Below are 16,087 nucleotides of genomic sequence, written 5' to 3'. Positions count from 1 at the left end.
CCACACGTACCCATCCCGAACACGACCGTTAAGCCCTCTAGCGCCGATGGTACTTGGACCGCAGGGTCCTGGGAGAGTAGGACGCCGCCAAGCGATTTCCCTTTGGGGTATTTTTTTTGCCCCCCTTGCCAAGGAATAAGGGATATATATTAGGGCCCTTAGCTCAGTTGGTTAGAGCGCACCTCTGATAAGGGTGAGGCCGGTGGTTCGAGTCCACCAGGGCCCATAGCAAGACCACAACAAGAAATACACAGTGTATGGGGCCATAGCTCAGCTGGGAGAGCGCCTGCCTTGCAAGCAGGAGGTCAGCGGTTCGATCCCGCTTGGCTCCACCATTCCCTGATAGCTCAGTTGGTAGAGCACTCGACTGTTAATCGAGTTGTCACAGGTTCGAGCCCTGTTCGGGGAGCCATATGGAGAGGTGTCCGAGCTGGCCGAAGGAGCACGATTGGAAATCGTGTAGGCGTCACAAGCGTCTCGAGGGTTCGAATCCCTCTCTCTCCGCCAGATAATTTTTTTAGCAAGGCCCGTTGGTCAAGGGGTTAAGACACCTCCCTTTCACGGAGGTAACAGGGGTTCGAATCCCCTACGGGTCATAATATGGAGGCTTAGCTCAGCTGGGAGAGCATCTGCCTTACAAGCAGAGGGTCGGGGGTTCGATCCCCTCAGCCTCCACCATAATACTTCTATAACGACGCGGGGTGGAGCAGCCCGGTAGCTCGTCGGGCTCATAACCCGAAGGCCGCAGGTTCAAATCCTGCCCCCGCAATTATACTTTCCTTGAGAAAGTGATCTGGAACCGTGGTGTAGTTGGCCTAACATGCCTGCCTGTCACGCAGGAGATCGCGGGTTCGAATCCCGTCGGTTCCGCCATTTTTAATTAAATTATACACCGTGCCGGTGTAGCTCAACTGGTAGAGCAACTGACTTGTAATCAGTAGGTTGGGGGTTCAAGTCCTCTCGCCGGCACCATTTTTAGTATTTACATCTGAATTTGTGATAGAATGTATATTATAGATGCAGTTGTTAATACTAAGATACTCTTAGTGGATGAATGGCTTACTCTATGGCGATCGTGGCGAAGTGGTTAACGCACCGGTTTGTGGATCCGGCATTCGGGGGTTCAATTCCCCTCGATCGCCCCATGATTTTTTAATGGGGATTAGCCAAGCGGTAAGGCAACGGACTTTGACTCCGTCATGCATAGGTTCAAATCCTATATCCCCAGCCATTTCATTACGAGTCATTAGCTCAGTTGGTAGAGCACCTGACTTTTAATCAGGGTGTCGAAGGTTCGAGCCCTTCATGACTCACCATTATATTTTGCGGTCGTGGCGGAATTGGCAGACGCGCACGGTTCAGGTCCGTGTGGGCTAACCCCCCGTGGAGGTTCGAGTCCTCTCGACCGCACCATATGTTTTGCGGAAGTGGCTCAGCGGTAGAGCATCGCCTTGCCAAGGCGAGGGTCGCGGGTTCGATTCCCGTCTTCCGCTCCAATATTTGCGCCCTTAGCTCAGCTGGATAGAGCGTTTGACTACGAATCAAAAGGCCGGGAGTTCGAATCTCTCAGGGCGCGCCATTATTTTCATAAGTATCGGGATGTAGCTCAGCTTGGTAGAGCACCTGGTTTGGGACCAGGGGGTCGCATGTTCAAATCGTGTCATCCCGATTTTTTTTATTTTGCGGGTGTAGTTCAATGGTAGAACTTTAGCCTTCCAAGCTAATAGCGTGGGTTCGATTCCCATCACCCGCTTCCGAGTAACATACAGAAGAGCCTTTGCTTATAGCAAGGGCTTTTTTTGTTTTCACCTATAAGAAGAGGTGATTTTCTGAAAATCAGAGTTTAATGTGAGTAGACAACTCGAGATGAACAGATGAAGTAGATAAGCAAAAATCTCAACTGTTGATAAACGTAGAATTTCTTAATTAACTGATTTTAATTCGTTCTCTACGCAAAAAAAGACAGGCTCCTCTCCTACGATGTACGCAGGAAGAGGGGCTTGTCTTTTTTATTAAAGCTTGCGATTAATATCTTTCCAGAATGGTCTGTGTTTTCAAGCCATCGGCAGGAATCAGCCAGTTGTTGTTCTCCAGCAATTGCAGCAGTTGGATACGGAGTCCGGATACGGCTACAGCATCATCGTTTTTGAAAGAGACCTCTACGACATTCTCAATACCTGTACCTGCTGCGTCACGGATTGGCCATACTTCGAGTGTAAGTTCTTGTCCATTCCATGTACCTTCATATCGTTGGAATGTGATCGGACCATATGCACGGGATTGAGTCAGTTGCTGCTTGCCCCAGTTGGAGGAAGTCCAGTTTTTCAATTTGCCCGGAAGCTTGTCCAGTAACATGTTCAAGGCTTCTTGCTCCGAAGGAAGCTGAACACCTGTTGCCTTGGTATCGACTTTTTTGGTGTTGGAGAAGCTCAAGGTTTGTTTGCCATATCCCCAATCGATTTCAGCCTCGTAATTATCATCCGATTGATCAAATCCCTCTTGGTTAGCCAGGGTCAGCGCACCATTGATGTCGCCATTGATTACAGGGTAGCGCTTTTTATAAGTCAATTCGTAGTTATTCTTGTCATCCTTTTTGCGAAAACGAACGTTCCATCCTTGTTGATCCAATCCGAGAGCATTGGTGTCAAAGTACTCTACGTTAATGTTTCTTGGCGTGGAACTCAGGCCGAGTGTCTGAATCACTTCACTGCGTGGTGTCCCATCTGTATTCAATACAAGTTCCGGCTTGGCCAGAAACTTTACTTCATAAGCAGGAACGGCATTGGCAGCAGCTGAAGCCTGGGGTGCTCCCAGAAATGTCATTCCACTTCCCAATGTTACGATGCTCAGCATCAATGAGGCGGTTACCTTTTTCCACTTTTTCAAAACCAATCACTCTCCTAATCTGGATTAACGTACAGATCCCACTTTATCGCCCGAGTATCTGAAAGCGATTAACGGGGAGCGCACATTGCGTTAACCCTGCATAGATTTGATGAATGGCAAACGATAGTTTATAGCGGATCAGGGCAATCAGCCATAGAAAGGGGGAAGCCTTGACTCACCTCTCGCAGCACTTCTTTGAAGCGGTTTACCTGAACTGAAGGGTGGCGGTCCTTGTTATGTACCGTATAGATATGGCGCGGCGCTTGCTCTCCGGGAATGGGAAGAACCTGAATGAGCCCCAGCTGTTCCTCCCACTGTACCGCCATCCGAGACATGAATGAGACATGCCCCCCGATTAACACGAGCTGTTTGATCGCTTCCAGGGAATCCATCTCCACGGTGCTCCGCAAACGAATGTCATGTTGCGCAAGCCATTGATTGGTTAACCGTCGAGTACTGGATTCATTGCCATGTAAGGCAAAAGGAATCTGCGCGATATGATCGGGTGTTAATGCATCCTTCTGGGCCAAACCATGCTGCGGAGAACAGATCAATACTAAGTCGTCTTTACACAGCGTCTCAGCTTGCAGGGCGGGTCCAACAAATGGCTCGGAAGAGATCACCCCCAGATCAATCTGATGCCGAATCAGCATCTCGCGAATAACAGGTGATGGTTTGACGGATAGGACGATACGTATGCCCGGGAATTCCTGCGAAAAGGTGTTGAGTATGGTGGGCAACAGATATGTAGCCGGTACATAGCTTGCCCCAATGTGCAGAGTGCCCCGATATAGACTGTCATATTCCTTTACTACCCGCCTTGCCTCTTGGGTCAGAGCATTGATTTTGACGGAATAGTGGAGCAGGGCTTGTCCTGCCTCGGTTAGAAAGGTCTTCCCGCTGCGCGATTCGAATAATCGTACGCCCATCTCTTCCTCCAACGACTTCATATGAAATGTAACTGTAGGTTGCTTGATCCCCAGTAACTCGGCCACGCTTGTCATGTGATGATGCTTGTCGATCAGCTCAACAATTTGCAATTTGATCAGATTCAATGTCCCAGCACTCCTCTCACTTCTACTTTATAAATCGAACTAAAGATTATTTACACAGACACTACGATGACAGAACAACCTTCAAATCGCTGTTATCCCCAAATTTTTTGATTCCCTTTCTCAAGGGAAAATCCGGTGATAGCGTATGCTTCCGATGTAGCTTTCTTTCAGAAAGCTTTTAGGCGAACGCTCCGCTTTTTCAGGTTTTTTCTGTCCTCTCCGTTATCGTGCAAATGATTAGTTCACCTACTATAGATTTAATCTATGAACATCAACAGAATTCATCTAAAAAGTTAATTCCAATTTTACATACAAGACATACAACTCGCGAAAGCGGACGTTAGACTGAAAACAGTGCAAGAGATCAAGTAACAGAAGACAGGCAGGGATGCTTATGAAATTAGAGATAACTGGAATTCAAAAATCATTTAATCAAACACCCGCACTGCTGCCGACAGATCTAACGCTTGAACATGGAAAGTTCACGACACTGCTCGGCCCGTCGGGCTGTGGCAAAACAACACTGCTCCGCATGTTGGCCGGGCTGGAACAGCCGGACGCGGGGGAGATTCGTGCAGATGGTCAGTGTATCTACTCTGCGGCGAAGCGGATTGATATACCGACACACAAGCGTAATCTGGGCATGGTGTTTCAGGATTTTGCATTATGGCCGCATATGACCGTATACGAAAATGTAGCGTTTGGCCTGAAGGCCGGAAAACAGAAATCCGATCTACGGCAAAAGGTGAACGAAGCACTTGGCATGGTCCGCCTGCAAGGCATGGAAGATCGATATCCTCATCAGCTGTCTGGTGGACAGCAGCAACGGGTTGCTTTTGCCAGAGCCGTAGCGGTCAGACCTGGTGTGATCCTGTTCGATGAGCCACTGAGCGCACTGGATGCTGTACTCCGGGAAGAGATGCGGATTGAGATGATGTCCTTGGTACGGGATATGGGGCTGACTGCGCTGTACGTCACACATGATCAGATTGAGGCGATGTCGATGTCGGATGAGATTGTGGTGATGCAGAAGGGACGGATATTGCAAAAGGGAAGCCCGGAAACGATCTACTCGGCGCCAAGTGATCCGTATGTCGCTTCATTTATCGGAAAGTCCAACTGGCTCACGCCTAATCAATCGATGGTGCGACCAGAGCATGTCACCTGGAACAAAACAGGTCATGATGATCTGTGTTATCCGGGGACGGTACTTAGTGTCAGCTATGTAGGTGAACGTTATGAAGTACGAGTGCAGATGGAAGGGCTGGGCGTATGGACAGCCTATATGAACCAAAGGGCGCGCGTCGGGGAGCGGGTGCAGCTCTATGTAACCCCTGAGCGGATATGCCGAATGGACGGTTATGACCACCCGAGTATGAAGCAGAACGAAGCGATCGCAGTGGCATATTAAATTGGTGAACAAGCACGCAGTTGTAAGCAGGAGTACACATTTTTTTATAAGAAACCAGGGGAGATGGACGAATATGTTGGGTATGAAAACACGGAAAAAGAGCGCAATGCTGTTATTAACAGCGGTAATGAGTATCAGTTTGTTCGGATGTAGCACAGGGAACTCGACCACAGGCAACGCGGCACAACCCGCCGGTGAAGGAAACACAGCAGCGGCGGCGGAAACAACGAAACCGGCTGGTGGCAAGCTTGTCTTGTACAGTGCTGGTCCACAGAAGCTGGCGGATAACATCGTGAGCGGATTTACGGACAAAACGGGAATTGAAGTCGAGATGTTCCAGGGAACGACAGGCAAAATTCTGGCTCGTATGGAAGCAGAGAAATCCAATCCGGTTGCAGACGTTGTAATCCTAGCCTCTTTACCTTCCGCACAGGCTCTGAAAGCCGATGGACTGACCATGCCATACCCTGAAGCAGCCAATGCAGACAAGCTGAACAAGGACTGGTCGGATGCAGAGGGCAACTATTTTAGCAGCAGTGCTTCCGCACTGGGGATTGTGTATAACACCAAACTGGTATCTACACCACCAACAAGTTGGGCAGAACTGGCTACGCCTGCGTGGAAAGATGCAGTGAACATTCCCGACCCTACATTATCAGGTTCAGCACTCGACTTCATCACAGGCTACCTAAGCGCGAACGGTGAAAAAGGTTGGGATCTGCTGAGTGCCTATAAAGCCAATGGTGTAGCGATGGCAGGTGCCAATCAGGAGGCACTTGATCCGGTCATTACGGGTGCCAAAAGCATCGTAGCAGCAGGTGTGGACTACATGGCGTATTCCTCCAAGGCAAAAGGCGAACCACTGGATATCGTATATCCTGAGGAAGGAACGGTAATAAGCCCAAGACCGGCAGCGATTCTGAAATCCAGTCCAAATGTAGAGAATGCTAAAGCGTTCATTGACTATCTATTGTCCGATGAAGCACAGAAGCTTGTTGCAGATGCTTATCTGATCCCAGGCCGCGAAGACATTGAAGCGACTAACCGTGCCAATGTGAAGGATATCCCACAACTTAAAGTGGATTGGAACTGGATGAGCGAACATGGCGAAGAGACAGCAGCACGTTTTTCCGAGACTTTTAAGTAAGAAGAACAAGTATAGAGACAATTAGGCAAAAGGAATACCTGCTGTCTGTGGAAAGTCATGTGAGGTGAACGTAGTGAAATCTGTTGGAACGGCCAATAACCGAATTTTTCGGAGAGTGGGCGTGATTCTGGCCCTCTTTCTGCTGACCATAAGTATTGGCGTGCCGCTCTTGCTGATCTTCTGGCAAAGTGTGTATCCGGATGGACAATGGGACTGGATGGCTCCGATTCGCACGATTACAGGTCATCATCTATCCGGTGTGTTGCTGAATTCCGTCTGGCTTGGCATCTGCGTTGTAGCGGTAACCACGCTGCTGGCGCTGCCGCTGGCTTGGATGATGGCGAAGACTCGGATGGGCGAGCATCGCTGGGTCGATGTAATTCTGATGATTCCGTTCATGACCCCGCCGTATATCGGATCGATGGGCTGGATTCTGTTTATGCAAAAAGGGGGATATCTCCAGCAGTGGGTGCCCTCATCTGCGGGCTGGAGTGAGCTGTTCTTCAGCTTCTGGGGCATGGTGCTCATCATGAGCTTACACCTGTTCCCATTCCTGTATCTGCTGCTTCGAGATGCATTGATCCGCATCGGTGGCAATCTGGAAGAAGCGGGAGCCGTGCACGGTGCACGTGCAGGATACCGTTTTAGACGTATTATTTTACCCCTGTTGTTGTCGTCTTACGGCATGGGGATCATGCTGGTCTTTGTCAAAACGATTGCGGAATTCGGAACACCGGCAACCTTCGGGCGCAAGATTGGCTATTATGTCATGACCTCCGAAATTCATAAGTACATCTCCAGTTGGCCGATTGATTTCGGCAAGGCGACTTCGCTGGCATCGGTGCTGTTGTCCGTCTGTCTGGTGATGTGGTATATGCAGTCTGCCATGAGCCGGAAGTTCACGTATCGTCTGGTTGGTGGCAAAGGGCAACGTTCGAAACGATATTCTCTTCGTGGCGGAGCAGGATGGTTGTGTGGGGCGTATCTTGCGATTCTGTTGATCCTGTCGGTAGGTATCCCGTATTTCTCCATCATTGCGGCTTCGACCATGAAGCTACGGGGATCAGGAATTGCTTTTGATAATCTGACCTTGGATCATTACAAGGAGCTGTTATCTTGGGGATCAGTGAGTATGAAGGCCATCGGGAACAGTCTGGGATTATCCCTCGCGGCTTCAACCGTTGCTGTTATTATCGGTACGGGGTTTGCGCTCGCGATCGGCAGATCATCTTCATTCATGCAGCGTGTGATTGACTTGTTCAGTCTGTTGCCTAATACGGTGCCGGGTATCGTGATGGTGGTAGGTCTGATTCTCTTCTGGAACTCACCCTGGATGCCAGTCACGTTGTATAACACCTACGGCATGGTTGTGCTCACGTACGTTGTTCTCTTCTTGCCTTACACCGTGCAGTATGTAAAATCGAGCTTTACCCAGATTGACGGAACATTGTTCCAGGCGGGTCAAGTGTTTGGCGGAAAGCCGCTGTATATTCTGCGGCGAATCCTGATCCCATTGATTCTGCCCGGCATGCTGGCGGGCTGGATGATGACCTTTACGATTGCTACCCGTGAGCTGGTAGGTTCGTTGTTGATTCTTCCACCGTCGATGCAGACGTCGGCTACGTATATTTTTGCGCAGTTTGAACAAGGTCAGGTATCCCTCGGAATGGCGATGGCCGTTGTAACTGTAGGTATGACAGTGCTGATGCTGCTTGGAATCGAACTGCTGAATTCAAAGAGAAAGTGGAATGCATCATGATCAAACTGAACGTATGGGGCGGTGCAGGGGAACATGGACGTTCTGCCTATCTCCTGAGCGGGAGCCGGTTTTGCCTTTTGCTGGATTGTGGTGTGAAAAAAGAAGGCGCAGGCCAGTATCCGCTGATTGACCCGGAGATTGTCCCGCAACTGGACGCGGTCCTCTTGTCCCACGCCCATGAGGATCATTCGGTCGCCATCCCACTGCTGTATAAGATGGGCTACCAGGGTGAAGTGTGGACGACAAGGGAGACGAGGGAGCAGCTGGGTACGTATTTTCGGGCATGGCGCAGCAACATGGAACGAGCAGGACATGTAATACCATATGACAAAGCTGACGAGCAGCGTATTCGATACAGGTTCCTGGAGAACGAAGCAGAGCGAGGCCATTGGTTTGAAATTATACCTGGGGTAGCGGCAGTCTGGGGGCGTAGCGGGCATCTCGCGGGTTCGGTCTGGTTTGGTCTGGAGATGGAGGGCAAGCGAGTTCTGTACTCCGGCGATTATACGTCCGAGTCCATGCTTCTACAGGATGACGATGTGGCCGACGGATTTCGGCGAGCAGACCTGAATCGCCATAGCCGCGTATGGGCTGTTCCTGTCCCAATTCAAAGCCTTCAGGATATGTCCAACTCCAACGCGCCCAATGCAAAAACGGATGTGAACAGCGAACAGGCCAGCGAGTTGGTAATGGGCCAAGCTATGGGACAAACGCTGGTTGATAAAGCAGTATATGCTCAGACCCTTGCTGCTACAGGATCTACCGGATCAGAGACAGCACTAAGCTCATCTGCAGTGATACACAGCAACATCCTTACTGAGCAAATGCACATGAGAGAAAGTATAGAAGCTATGGCATCCATGTCTAACTCATCCCAGGTTAAGCTTGATCTGGCGATCGTGGATGCTGCCTATGGTACGGACCAGGATACGCAGGCCGATAAACTGCAACAACTGGAGAGCGCGATCAGCAGTGCGATTACTCGAGGAGGCAAGGTGTTATTACCCATGCCTGCAGTGGGCCGTGGCCAGGAGATGATCCTGTGGGCACAGCAATGTTTTCAGAACATTCCTATTATAGTGGAACAGAAACTGGTGGATGGGATGACTCAGTTACATCGTGTTCCCTATTGGCTCAGGAAGGGAGAGCGGACTCGGGGAGGTTTGCCTGCGGACAGCATCGATCATTTTCTGAGCGGAGAAGGTTGGGCAAAGACATCTACTGAGGAAGAGCGTCTGCAGTTGCTGGAACAACATCATGCTTCCCTATGGTTTGTACCGGACGGCATGATGCAGTCCTCACTTGCACGTTGGTACTATGAGAGATGGGCATCTGATGAAAAAAATCTGATTCTGCTCACCGGGCATGTTGCTGCCGGAACTTTTGCCGATGAGTTATTGAAAAATCCAGAAGAGTATGGCGAATGTGAAGTTAGGAAATTGCGTTACAAAGTTCATCAGGGGTGGAGGGATGTGGAGCAGATGTTGGGCCGGATCTCGGCACGTCATACGGTCCTTGTGCATACTGACCTTGTGGAGACGGAACGGTTGAGACAAGGTTTGCTTGATGAAGGTTCATCTGAGGAAGCTGATATCTATGCGTTGTCTCCAGGAGATGAGTTATCCTTTTAAAAGGGGGTAAGAATGAACAGGTTTTCGCTGAGGGCGAGAGCCTGTTTTGGCGTACCGTTTTTGCCTTCAAATCGGAAAGAGTAGGAAAAGATACAAAGAGAGTTGTTAACCTTTATCTGATGTAATTTAATTTTACATAAAGTTTGACTTGTGAAATTTTATATCATATACTGGGTAAAATGTTGGCAGATGACGTGATCATCGGGTCTTGCAGGAGGTTGGAAGTGGATGGATACAGGCAGCTATCCGATGTGGGAGAAGTATCGTTTGAAGCAGGAGCATCTGGTCATCGGACTAATGTCAGGAACGTCAATTGATGGAACTGACGCGGCATTGGTGCGTATTCAAACCGATATGAGCGGGGCATTACAGCAGATCGAGCTGGTTGATTTCGTCTGTGTGCCGTATTCGAATGGATTGAGAGACGTACTGATCCGGTTATGTTCACCAGGAACAGCTCGTGTCGACGAGCTGACAGCCGCGCATTTTGGTGTATCGGAGTGGTATGCGCATAGCGTTACGGAACTGATGCAGTCTGCCGGTATCTCAACGCAGCAGGTGGATATGATTAGCATGCATGGTCAGACAGTATGGCATGCTCCTGTAGCATCTGCATTTCCAGGGCCAACGGGAGCAAGTATTGATGTGGTATCGACATTGCAGATCGGTGAATGTGCTGTCGTTCGAGAACGGACAGGACTGCCAGTGATTGGCAACCTGCGAGCAAGGGATATGGCGGCTGGTGGGGAAGGTGCCCCGCTTACGCCTTATGCGGATGCTCTGATGTTCCGCAACCCGACGGAAGGGCGGCTGGTGCAGAATATCGGCGGCATTGGCAATGTGACGGTGCTACCAGCCGAGTCATCTACCGAAGGTATTTCGGCTTTTGATACGGGACCGGGTAATATGGTGATGGATGCGATTGTGCGGCAGGCAACGGATGGGCGGCAGCATTATGATCCGAGTGGAAGCATTGCCGCACAGGGAAAGGTCGATCAGGGTCTGGTAGACCTGTGTTTGGAGGATGAATATTTCAAAAGACTTCCGCCGAAAAGTACCGGGCGAGAAGTATATGGAGCCACGTATGCAGTGAGACTGATGGAGATGGCCGCAGAGCGTTCCTTATCCCTTGAAGATACGCTGGCTACTGCCACCTGTCTGACCGCGGAGACCATCGTGCGTGCAGTGAAGGATTTTATCCTGCCCAAGGTGCAAATATCGGCCATGCTCGCGTGCGGTGGTGGCACTTCCAATGCCACGCTGATGGAGATGATCCGTCAGAGACTTCCGAAAGATATCCGTTTGGAACGAACAGCAGATTATGGTATACCCGATGATGCTCGGGAAGCCATTGGATTTGCTCTACTTGGCCATGAGGCACTCATGGGAAGAACCAATACACTTCCGGCAGTAACCGGCGCGAAACACGCCGTAATCTCGGGCAATCTCACACTCTAGTGAGGCCTGACTTTAATTGGAGTTCAGTTATGGAAGGGCGAGGAATTCGATTAGACGCGAGTGGAATTATAAGATAAAATGCTTGTACATGAATGCAGTACGGAAAGGAGGAGCAAATGGAAGGCATGAAAGGTGGACTTGTGCGTTTACGCGCATTAATGGATGACTTAACTCCGTCCGAACGGAAGATCGGAGCTTATATTCTCGATCACCCGCAAGAAACTGTTCAATCCTCGGTGGCCCAGTTGTCTGAACGGAGTGGAGGCAGTCCAGCTGCCATTATCCGTCTCTGCAAATCACTGGGTGTAACGGGTTTTCAGGAGCTGAAGCTGAAGATTGCCGGAGATTTGCAGACGAGTGAGCCATATCAATATACGGAGATTCGTCCCCAGGACTCCATGGAGAGCATTATTCAGCATGTGTCCGCAAATAATATTCAGTCGGTGAAGGATACGGTTCATATTCTGGACCCACGTCTGGTGGAAAAAGCCGTGGACGTGCTTCATCAGGCAAACCGGATCTTTTTCTATGGAGTAGGGGCCTCCAACCTGATTGCGCTGGATGCACATTACAAGTTCATGCGAATCAATCGCACAAGCTTTTCGTTCGCCGATCCGCATATGCAGATTTCGTCCGCAACGACGCTTCGTGAGGATGATGCGGTGGTATGTATCTCGTACTCAGGGGAGACTTCGAACGTAATCTCCTGTCTCAAGCATGCTCATGATGGTGGTGCAGCGACAATCAGCATTACCAAGTGGGGCAGCAATACACTCAGTAGTATGGCGGATGTGCCCCTGATGATTACTTCCACCGAAAGTGATATCCGAAGCGGAGCAACTTCGTCACGCATTGCACAGCTGAACGTGATCGACATTTTGTATCTGGCGATTGCCAGCCGCGACTACAACCAGTCGGTGGAGTATTTGGAGAAGAGCCGACAGGCTATTCTGGAGCACAAGTGAAGCAGAACCATATGAATCCCTTTCTGTTTATGCAGGAGGGGATTTTTTGACGGATGATATCCGCTTTTAGAATAAAAAAATAAAAAAAAGAGCCCAGACCAATGTCGGACTCCTCTCTTTCAAACTCTAATAATCCCCCTGTATGTCTCAGGAAGGCCCCGCAATGGCGCTGCGGACAAATCCATCAGCCAGATCAAGCTTGTGCTGGGCTTCTGTTGCGCCCACATCTGCCATCAGCATGACGATCGCCGTTTTGACATGCCCACCAGCCGCGATAAATACCTTCTCAATATCTGCTTCACTTGCGCCTGTTGCCAGCTGGATCATTCGTTTGGCGCGATGGACAAGCTTCTCGTTGGAAGGGTTCAGATCCACCATGAAATTGCGGTAAACCTTGCCCAGACGAATCATGGCGGTTGTGGTGAGCATGTTCAGTATCATCTTCTGAGCACTGCCTGCCTTCATCCGTGTTGACCCCATGACAACCTCCGGGCCGACGACAGCCTCAATGCTCACATCAGCCACCAGGGCCATCGGTGTGCCCGCATTATTACTCAGGCTAATCACCGTAGCGCCGATCTCCTTGGCGTGTCGCATCGCACCCAGCACATAAGGTGTTCGTCCGCTGGCTGCAATGCCAACCACGACATCGTTCTCGTCAAAGCCATGTTCATCAAGATCCGCAGCTCCCAATTCCTCACGATCTTCAGCACCTTCCACCGGGTCCTTCACTGCCCGGAACCCACCTGCAATAATACCCTGTACCATGGAGGGCGGGGTGCCGTAGGTAGGTGGACACTCCGAAGCATCCAGAATCCCCAATCTTCCACTGGTACCTGCACCCACATAGAACAGTCTGCCACCTGACTGAAAGCTGTCTATAATCCGGTCGGCAGCCTGTGCAATGACAGGAATGAGCGGTTGAATTAACTGTGCAATTCGTTGGTCTTCGCTATTAATCAGTTCCATAATTTCTGCCGAGGGAAGTTCATCTATATGATCTGTCAGTGGATTCGGTTGTTCGGTTATCAATGAGTTAAGCATGTGATTCATCCGTATGGCCTCCTTATCTCTTTCAAAATGATCCATTCTGGAAACAGCGCTGCCTTGCCAACTGTGCCGCACCGACCGCCGGAGACGGAGCATCCTCCCGGTATACAAATCTCAGCTCTCCGCCATATTCCGAAAGTCTCTGAATAAATGTATCTCGGAACAACGCAGAGTAACGAAACAGTGATCCGGACAGGACAACCTGTGCAGATGCGAATACATGATGGCGGGCAATCAGTGCCTTAGCCGTGTTGGCCAACTGCCCGGCTTCATCAATAATCAGCATCTGGGCAACCTCATCGCCTGATTCGGCTGCTTCTATCGTGAGACGGGCGATGGATGCCGTCTCGGTTTTGCCCCAATCAGCCTGGTACACCCGTACCTTTAGCTCCAGTAAATTCTGAAGATTCAGCTTCTGGATAAGAAGCGGGGTTAGCCGAGTCGGAGGAAGAATGCCGTCATGACTCTGCATGATGGCTTGAAGCGTCCGTTGCCCGATTCGATAGCCACTTCCTTCATCTCCAAGCAGATGCCCCCAACCTCCTGTGCGGTACTGTTTTCCTTCTGGCGTGAAGCCGTAGACGATGGAGCCTGTTCCAGAGATGCACAATACACCGTGAGTGTGGCCTAGGGAGGCCATCAGCGCAATTTCACCTTCCGATGCAACCCGGACTGAACAGGCTCCTGATCCTTCCGAATGTCGATTCTTCATATAGTCATGTACTGCATCAACAATCATTTGGCGTTCTTGAATCGTGTCTATACCTGACATACCTAGACATATACCTTCACATTTTGTCGAGAAATCATTTCTTAGGTTAAAGAGTTGATCGAGCACCCGATACAGTTCTGAAATCGCCTGTTCGGGAGCTACGCTGTGAGGATTGGTGGGTCCGCCACGGAATCTGGCGAGTACTTCGCCAGAATCAGAAATGATTGCTGCATCAGTATTGGTACCGCCTCCATCTATACCTGCATATACTCGCAAACTGGCTCACCTCGCTTGCTTGGGTTTTCTTTTTACATAGTATAGTAGCATGAAAATAAAAAGTAAAATTAAATTTTATAATAAAAAATAATGTTGAATTTTTATTTTACAACTCATATAATGAACTCAATCTACAATTTTGGAAGGAATTAATACTGTTAATGTCAACTAAGTTGACGTTAATATTGCATTTAAGAGATTTAGGCTGGCGTAACTGGCAGGCCCAATCGACAGGGGAGGTGCTTTTCCTTACTGCCGCATGTATCGGTGGATGGCGCTCGAAGGCTGAATGATCACAAAGGGGTAGCATGGTTAGGCAAATGAAAGAATCGGAAGACGACATGCGAAGGAGATGAAGGGATGAAAAAGAAGGGTCTGGTATGGACAATGTTGTTGATGATGGTCTGGGTTACTGCCTGTGGGAATAGCGGAGGGGCTACTTCGGATGACCCAAATGCTGACGATACGGTAACGGTATGGACCTATCCTGTACATGGCACATATGAAGATGAACTGAAGGATCTAATCTCTGATTTCAATAAAGAACACCCGAACATTACCGTGAAGACGGAAATGCTCTCCTGGGCGGAAGGCCCCAAAAAATTCGATGTCGCTCTGAATGCCGGGAACCCGCCGGATCTGTATTTCCACAGTGTAGATGGTACGTATGTGAATACGGGGCTGGGGCTCGAATTGGACAGTTACCTCTCACCTGAGATCAAGGATGACTACCTGCCAGGTACGCTTGAGTTAGGCCAGATTCAGGGGAAACAGTATGGACTGACTTTATATCAATTCCAATGGGCTTGGGGGGGGAACAAACGCATTCTGGAGGAAGCGGGCATTGACTGGAAATCCATTCAGCAGAATGGCTGGACCTGGTCCGAATTCAACGATGCCGCGGCCAAGTTGACCCAAACGCTTGATGGCGGGGCTAAGCAGTATGCGTTGGTTACGGATGGTACTTCGCTTGACTTCATTGAAATGTTATCCCGGAACAACGGCATAATCGATGTTCTTGATAAAGACGGCACGTTCCAATGGAATGATGGTCGCATTCTGGATACCCTCTCTTTTATCAAAAACCTGATGGATCAAGGGTATATGCCGAAGGAAACGGCGGCTCTCGCTCCAGCGAAACGCACGGATATGTTCTACGCAGGGGAAACGGCGATCATCTCCAAAGCGATTCCTTATTATGATGTGATGATTCAGAACCGCAACAAGGACATCGATGATGGCAAGGTGCAGGGGGAAAAGATTGATTTTGTCCTGTTGCCTGTACCGCATAATGATGATCAACCTGCGGCCACAACAATGGGTGGCGAAGGGTATGTAGCCTTCAAACAGAAGAAGGACAAAGGTGAACAGCATGCCAAAAATACGTTCCTGGTGATGGAGGCGCTTAGTGGTGCCAAAGCAGGGAACTCGGCCAATGAACTGGCGCTCCCATTCGTAAGACAATCCCAAGTGGAACTGTTTAAAGGAAAAGAGCTTGGTCAACCGGATAATCTGGCTGCTGCGAAAGTCATGGCTGAGAATATCGCTATGCCGGTAGTGCTTGAACTGGATATCGACAAAGCATCTCAGCAAAAACAATTTAAGGAACAGGTTGTGAAGCCAAACATCCAGGCGCTGTTCTCGGGTGAGAAAACACCGGAGCAGATCGCAGAAGACTTCAAGAGCAAAGGCCAGCAGATGTTTGGACAATAACTCGGACAATCAAACATAACGTAA

11 protein-coding genes, 17 tRNA genes and 1 rRNA gene are annotated in these 16,087 nt (G+C 49.7%); 25 read left to right on the top strand and 4 right to left on the bottom strand.

Annotated features, from left to right (window positions below):
* The 18 genes from rrf to J2X75_RS23020 form a co-directional block, all read left to right on the top strand.
* Nucleotides 1-93: ribosomal RNA gene (gene rrf, locus J2X75_RS23105) — 5S ribosomal RNA — on the top strand; the annotation flags it as partial.
* A 59-nt stretch (nt 94-152) separates the two neighbouring features.
* Nucleotides 153-226: transfer RNA gene (locus J2X75_RS23100), tRNA-Ile, on the top strand.
* A gap of 33 nt (nt 227-259) precedes the next feature.
* Nucleotides 260-335, top strand: a tRNA-Ala gene (locus tag J2X75_RS23095).
* A gap of 1 nt (nt 336) precedes the next feature.
* A tRNA-Asn gene (locus J2X75_RS23090) sits at nt 337-412 on the top strand.
* Nucleotides 413-415: 3 nt separating this feature from the next.
* Nucleotides 416-507 (top strand) — tRNA-Ser (locus J2X75_RS23085).
* A gap of 17 nt (nt 508-524) precedes the next feature.
* Nucleotides 525-596, top strand: a tRNA-Glu gene (locus J2X75_RS23080).
* A 6-nt stretch (nt 597-602) separates the two neighbouring features.
* A tRNA-Val gene (locus tag J2X75_RS23075) sits at nt 603-678 on the top strand.
* 17 nt (nt 679-695) lie between these two features.
* A tRNA-Met gene (locus J2X75_RS23070) sits at nt 696-769 on the top strand.
* A gap of 26 nt (nt 770-795) precedes the next feature.
* Nucleotides 796-873 (top strand) — tRNA-Asp (locus tag J2X75_RS23065).
* 23 nt (nt 874-896) lie between these two features.
* Nucleotides 897-972, top strand: a tRNA-Thr gene (locus J2X75_RS23060).
* 97 nt (nt 973-1,069) lie between these two features.
* Nucleotides 1,070-1,145 (top strand) — tRNA-His (locus J2X75_RS23055).
* Between the two features lie 11 nt (nt 1,146-1,156).
* A tRNA-Gln gene (locus J2X75_RS23050) sits at nt 1,157-1,231 on the top strand.
* 9 nt (nt 1,232-1,240) lie between these two features.
* A tRNA-Lys gene (locus J2X75_RS23045) sits at nt 1,241-1,316 on the top strand.
* Nucleotides 1,317-1,325: 9 nt separating this feature from the next.
* Nucleotides 1,326-1,413, top strand: a tRNA-Leu gene (locus tag J2X75_RS23040).
* A gap of 8 nt (nt 1,414-1,421) precedes the next feature.
* Nucleotides 1,422-1,496: transfer RNA gene (locus J2X75_RS23035), tRNA-Gly, on the top strand.
* A gap of 6 nt (nt 1,497-1,502) precedes the next feature.
* Nucleotides 1,503-1,579: transfer RNA gene (locus tag J2X75_RS23030), tRNA-Arg, on the top strand.
* A 16-nt stretch (nt 1,580-1,595) separates the two neighbouring features.
* A tRNA-Pro gene (locus J2X75_RS23025) sits at nt 1,596-1,669 on the top strand.
* Between the two features lie 13 nt (nt 1,670-1,682).
* A tRNA-Gly gene (locus J2X75_RS23020) sits at nt 1,683-1,753 on the top strand.
* Between the two features lie 272 nt (nt 1,754-2,025).
* On the opposite strand, the gene J2X75_RS23015 is transcribed toward J2X75_RS23020, so the two are convergent.
* Both J2X75_RS23015 and J2X75_RS23010 read right to left on the bottom strand, forming a co-directional pair.
* Nucleotides 2,026-2,886 carry a hypothetical protein gene (locus J2X75_RS23015; protein ID WP_310340436.1) on the bottom strand — a complete coding sequence of 287 codons (861 nt, stop codon included), beginning with the start codon at nt 2,884-2,886 and terminating at the stop codon, nt 2,026-2,028.
* A 128-nt stretch (nt 2,887-3,014) separates the two neighbouring features.
* Nucleotides 3,015-3,941: a LysR family transcriptional regulator gene (locus tag J2X75_RS23010; protein WP_310340433.1), complete on the bottom strand. Its 927-nt coding sequence runs from the start codon at nt 3,939-3,941 to the stop codon at nt 3,015-3,017.
* A gap of 394 nt (nt 3,942-4,335) precedes the next feature.
* Here J2X75_RS23010 and J2X75_RS23005 point away from each other — a divergent pair, with 394 nt between their 5' ends.
* The 6 genes from J2X75_RS23005 (at nt 4,336) to J2X75_RS22980 (ending at nt 12,312) form a co-directional block, all read left to right on the top strand.
* A complete protein-coding gene (locus J2X75_RS23005) occupies nt 4,336-5,352 on the top strand; it encodes an ABC transporter ATP-binding protein (protein ID WP_310340431.1) in 1,017 nt (338 codons plus the stop codon).
* 73 nt (nt 5,353-5,425) lie between these two features.
* On the top strand, nt 5,426-6,499 hold the full coding sequence (locus tag J2X75_RS23000) for an ABC transporter substrate-binding protein (RefSeq protein ID WP_036673000.1): 1,074 nt from the start codon (nt 5,426-5,428) through the stop codon (nt 6,497-6,499).
* A gap of 73 nt (nt 6,500-6,572) precedes the next feature.
* Nucleotides 6,573-8,258: an ABC transporter permease gene (locus tag J2X75_RS22995; RefSeq protein ID WP_310340427.1), complete on the top strand. Its 1,686-nt coding sequence runs from the start codon at nt 6,573-6,575 to the stop codon at nt 8,256-8,258.
* Nucleotides 8,255-9,889, top strand: coding sequence for an MBL fold metallo-hydrolase (locus J2X75_RS22990; RefSeq protein WP_310340424.1), 1,635 nt, complete (start codon nt 8,255-8,257; stop codon nt 9,887-9,889). The genes J2X75_RS22995 and J2X75_RS22990 overlap by 4 nt, the downstream gene beginning before the upstream one ends.
* Nucleotides 9,890-10,117: 228 nt before the next feature.
* Complete coding sequence (locus J2X75_RS22985) at nt 10,118-11,347, top strand: anhydro-N-acetylmuramic acid kinase (protein WP_310340422.1); 1,230 nt, start codon at nt 10,118-10,120, stop codon at nt 11,345-11,347.
* A 125-nt stretch (nt 11,348-11,472) separates the two neighbouring features.
* The gene (locus J2X75_RS22980) at nt 11,473-12,312 is read left to right on the top strand and encodes a MurR/RpiR family transcriptional regulator (protein ID WP_036616797.1); all 840 of its coding nucleotides are present in this window, start codon (nt 11,473-11,475) and stop codon (nt 12,310-12,312) included.
* Nucleotides 12,313-12,459: 147 nt separating this feature from the next.
* On the opposite strand, the gene murQ is transcribed toward J2X75_RS22980, so the two are convergent.
* Both murQ and J2X75_RS22970 read right to left on the bottom strand, forming a co-directional pair.
* Nucleotides 12,460-13,365 (bottom strand): N-acetylmuramic acid 6-phosphate etherase, encoded by a 906-nt coding sequence (murQ, locus tag J2X75_RS22975; protein ID WP_310340420.1) that lies wholly within the window; start codon nt 13,363-13,365, stop codon nt 12,460-12,462.
* 22 nt (nt 13,366-13,387) lie between these two features.
* Nucleotides 13,388-14,350: an N-acetylglucosamine kinase gene (locus J2X75_RS22970; protein WP_310340417.1), complete on the bottom strand. Its 963-nt coding sequence runs from the start codon at nt 14,348-14,350 to the stop codon at nt 13,388-13,390.
* A 360-nt stretch (nt 14,351-14,710) separates the two neighbouring features.
* Here J2X75_RS22970 and J2X75_RS22965 point away from each other — a divergent pair, with 360 nt between their 5' ends.
* Nucleotides 14,711-16,063, top strand: a complete 1,353-nt coding sequence (locus J2X75_RS22965; RefSeq protein ID WP_310340414.1) for an ABC transporter substrate-binding protein — start codon at nt 14,711-14,713, stop codon at nt 16,061-16,063.
* Nucleotides 16,064-16,087: the final 24 nt, after the last annotated feature.

The organism is Paenibacillus sp. 2003 (genome assembly GCF_031455635.1).
Classification (GTDB): Bacteria; Bacillota; Bacilli; order Paenibacillales; family Paenibacillaceae; genus Paenibacillus; species Paenibacillus amylolyticus_B.
This window is presented reverse-complemented; position numbering and strand designations above follow the sequence as displayed.